3 protein-coding genes are annotated in these 3,678 nt (G+C 63.2%); all 3 read left to right on the top strand.

Annotated features, from left to right (window positions below; translation table 11 throughout):
* Positions 1 to 1,530: TonB-dependent receptor (locus ACFPOU_RS23235; protein WP_379727312.1), on the top strand; the 1,530-nt coding region annotated here is incomplete at its 5' end.
* A 26-nt stretch (positions 1,531 to 1,556) separates the two neighbouring features.
* Positions 1,557 to 2,894, top strand: a complete 1,338-nt coding sequence (locus ACFPOU_RS23240; protein WP_379727315.1) for a spinster family MFS transporter — start codon at positions 1,557 to 1,559, stop codon at positions 2,892 to 2,894.
* A gap of 232 nt (positions 2,895 to 3,126) precedes the next feature.
* Positions 3,127 to 3,534, top strand: a complete 408-nt coding sequence (locus tag ACFPOU_RS23245; RefSeq protein ID WP_379727318.1) for a hypothetical protein — start codon at positions 3,127 to 3,129, stop codon at positions 3,532 to 3,534.
* Positions 3,535 to 3,678: the final 144 nt, after the last annotated feature.

Consider the following 3,678-nt stretch of genomic DNA (forward strand, 5'->3'; position numbering starts at 1 on the left):
GACCTCCTGCTCGACCTGACCTGGGACCGCTTCCGCAGCGACGCCGCTTCCCAGGTCTGGATCGTTAATTACTTCGATCCCGCCATCGCCGCCGCCGCGTTGGCGCCGATCGCACAGTACAGGCAAGCCGGCGGCTATACCAGCCATGCCGGGTTCAATCCCGCCAACACCGCCGATGTCGACAACGCGACCGCCACGCTGCGCTGGAATACCGGCCCCGCGACCTTCAAGTCGATCAGCGCCTACCGCCACCTCGACACGGTGAGCGGCTATGACCTGGACGCCACGCCAGTCTTCGTCAACCAGCTGCAGCGCTACGGCGTCAGCGGCCACCAGTTCACGCAGGAACTACAGGTGTACGGCAGCGCCTTCTCCGACCGCCTGGACTGGATTGCGGGCGCCTACTACTTTACCGAATCGCTGCGCGACAGCAGCCTGGTGACCACGCCGTCCGGCGCCACGACGCTCGGGCGCCTCAACGAATTCGACTCCGAGCAGACCTCGAGCAGCATCTTCGGCCAGCTGACCTATGCCATCCTGCCGAACCTGCGCGCGACGGCGGGTGCGCGCCTGGTGAAGGACAAGCGCGACGTCGACTATTACGTCCCACGCTATACCAGGGAAACCGGCGCGCAGCTGGCCGGCGCCGCGGGCTGCGCGCTGGCCGCGGCGGGGCTCGACCAGGGTGGCTGCCATTACGTGCCGCCGGCAATCCGTTCGGACTACACCCCCTGGACGCTCGGGCTCGATTACAAGTTCGGCGACGGCACCCTCGTCTATGGCAAGGTGTCGCGCGGGTTCCGCTCGGGCGGCTTCCAGCCCGCCGGCGGGACCAGCCGCTTTGCCTATACGCCCTTCGACAAGGAACAGGTCGTGTCGTACGAGGCGGGATCGAAAATGGAGCTGTTCGAGCGCAGGCTGCGCCTGAACCTGGCCACCTATCTCGCCAAATACGGCGACATCCAGCAAATCGCACCGCATCTTCCACCCGGCAGCAGCACGACCGTCAGTTCGGTGATCAACGCCGGCGACGCCACGGTCAAGGGGCTGGAACTGGATGCCGAACTGCGCCTCGGCCAGCTGAACCTGACCGCCGGCATCGGCCTCACCGACCCCGAGTTCGACAACGGTCCGTTCCAGGGCCTGGACTTCGTCACCACCGCGAAACAGACCTATTCCCTCGGCGCCGACTATCCGCTGGCGACGCCGCTCGGGCGCCTCGACCTGCACCTCGACTATAACTGGCGTTCCGAGGTCATGTTCTTTCAGCCGGTGAATACGAACGCCCTGCCCTTCCGTCCTTTGAATGCGGGGCAGATCGCATCGAATACCCAGGCCGGTTATGGCTTGCTGAATGCGCTGTTCACCTTGAACCTGCCGGACACCAGGACCCGCGTCTCGCTGTGGGGCAAGAACCTGGGTGGGAAGTACTACTGGGCGCGGTCGAATTCGTTCTTCTTGCAGGGATATAACAACCAGACGCCTGGCGACCCGCGCACCTTCGGCATCAACGTCGACTACCGTTTCTGATCCCACTTTCACCGACGACCAAGACCATGGACAATCTCCCAGCCCAGCGGCTCGACGCGCCCTATCCGAGCCTGCGATATGCCGGTTACGTGATCGCCGTACTGTTCCTGATCACCCTGTTCTCGCAGCTGGACCGCCAACTGCCGGCCTTGCTGGTGCGGCCGATCCGCGCCGAGTTCGCCATCTCGGATACGGCGTTCAGCCTGCTGCAGGGCTATGCGTTCTCGATCTGCTACACCCTGATGGGCCTGCCGCTCGGGCGCATGGTCGACCGCAGGACACGGCGCAACCTGATCTTCTGGGGCATGCTGTTCTGGACGGCGATGACGGCGGCCTCCGCCTTTGCCAGTTCGTACACGATGCTCTTCATTGCCCGCATGGGGGTCGGCGTCGGCGAGGCGGTGCTGGCGCCGGCGGCCTACTCGATGATCGCGGACTACGTCGCCCCCGAACGCCGCGGGCGCGCCATGGCGTTTTATTACACCTCGCTGGCGGTGGGGTCGGGGGCGTCGATGCTGCTCGGCGGCTGGCTGCTCGGGGCCATCCCGAAGGAAGGGATGGACCTGCCATTATTCGGCCTGCTGCCGGCCTGGCGCATCTGCTTCCTTGCCGCCGCGGCGCCCGGAATCGGCCTGGCCCTGTTGCTGCTGACCGTACGCGAACCCATGCGTCGCGAACTGAGTGCAAAGGCCGCGGCCTGCTCGGTCGGGGAATTCATCGCCTTCCTCAAGCAGCACCGCCGGACCTTTGCGCGCCTGCTGACCTACCCGGCGCTGCTCGCCATGATCGGCTACGGGATGCTGTCGTGGGCGCCGGCGCTGTTCGAGCGGCGCTTCGACATGCCGATCAGCCGCGCGGGCATCATTCTCGGCCTGATCATCGCCGCGGCCGGCCTGAGCGGAACCCTGTTCAGCGGCTTCCTGAGCGACCGCTGGCTGCGCATGAATGTCGACGCCGCGCGCTTTCGCGTGTCGCTGGTCGGCACCGTGGTCTGCGCGCCGATGGCGGTGCTGTGGCCGCTGGCCGATAACGCGACTGCGGCATTTGTCATGCTTGGTGTTTCCGTGTTTGGCTTGAGCATCTCGCAGGCCGCGGCGCCGGCGTGCATCCAGGAAGTGTGTCCGAACAATATGCGGGGCCAGGCGATTTCAGTGTACTTGCTGATCGCGGGATTGCTGGGTATCGGGCTGGGGCCGACGCTCGTTGCCCTGGTGTCGGACCACGTCTTTCATGGCGGCACCAAGCTCCATTACGCTATCAGCGTGACCGTGCTGCCGACTGCGCTGGTGGCGATCTGGCTCTGCTGGTCGGGACTGAAGCCGTTTGCGGCGACGCGCAGGATGGTCAGGACCGGCACCGAATGAAGATTTGATCCGGGCTCGAGAAGGTGTCGACTTCCCAATTACGGAACGCTTTGCGCGCGGGCTCTTGAAACCAATGGCAAAGACAACTTGCATCCAGTCCCGCTGGGTGCGCCGCAAGGAAGCGCGACCACACGAGCTGCTCGTCTCAGCGCTCGCACTGTTTGTCGAACAGGGCTAAGCGTCAACGCGCCTGGAGGATATCGCACGCCGAGCCGGCGTCTCCAAACCCACCATGTACCTGTATTTCAAGGAAGAACTCTTCAGGACAGTTGTGCGCGGCAGTGCCGTTCCCGTCATTGCCGAGATTGAGACCTTGCTTGCCGCGTTCGAAGGGGATAGCGCCGAGCTCATGCGGAGGGTGATGCTATGGTGGGTCCATGCCGGTGCCAAGAAAGACGCCGGCCTGATCAGAGTCATCACGGCGGAAGCTAATAATTTCCCGGAACTAGCCACGGTCTACCGGGCCGAAGTGATCGGCCGGGATATGCGACTGATTGCGAATGTGCTCGAGCATGGAATCGCTCGAAAACGAGTTCCGGCAAGTCGACCTTGTCCTTGCCACCGAAGTGATCACTTCGGCCATGCTCATGTTGACTATGTGGACCAACGCGGTTCAGCCATCGTGTCATCTCGTGCCTGATCCTGTGATGTTCCTTGAAACACTTGTCGATCTGATGTTAGCTGCGCTGTTTCCAAGATAAAAACTCTACGAACCGCTTGTGATCTAAGAGCGTAACTGCGCTGCTGTGTCATGTTAATGACAAGACTAAGTCAGACATTATTC

The sequence above is a fragment of the Massilia jejuensis genome (assembly GCF_042656795.1).
Classification (GTDB): domain Bacteria; phylum Pseudomonadota; class Gammaproteobacteria; order Burkholderiales; family Burkholderiaceae_D; genus Telluria; species Telluria jejuensis.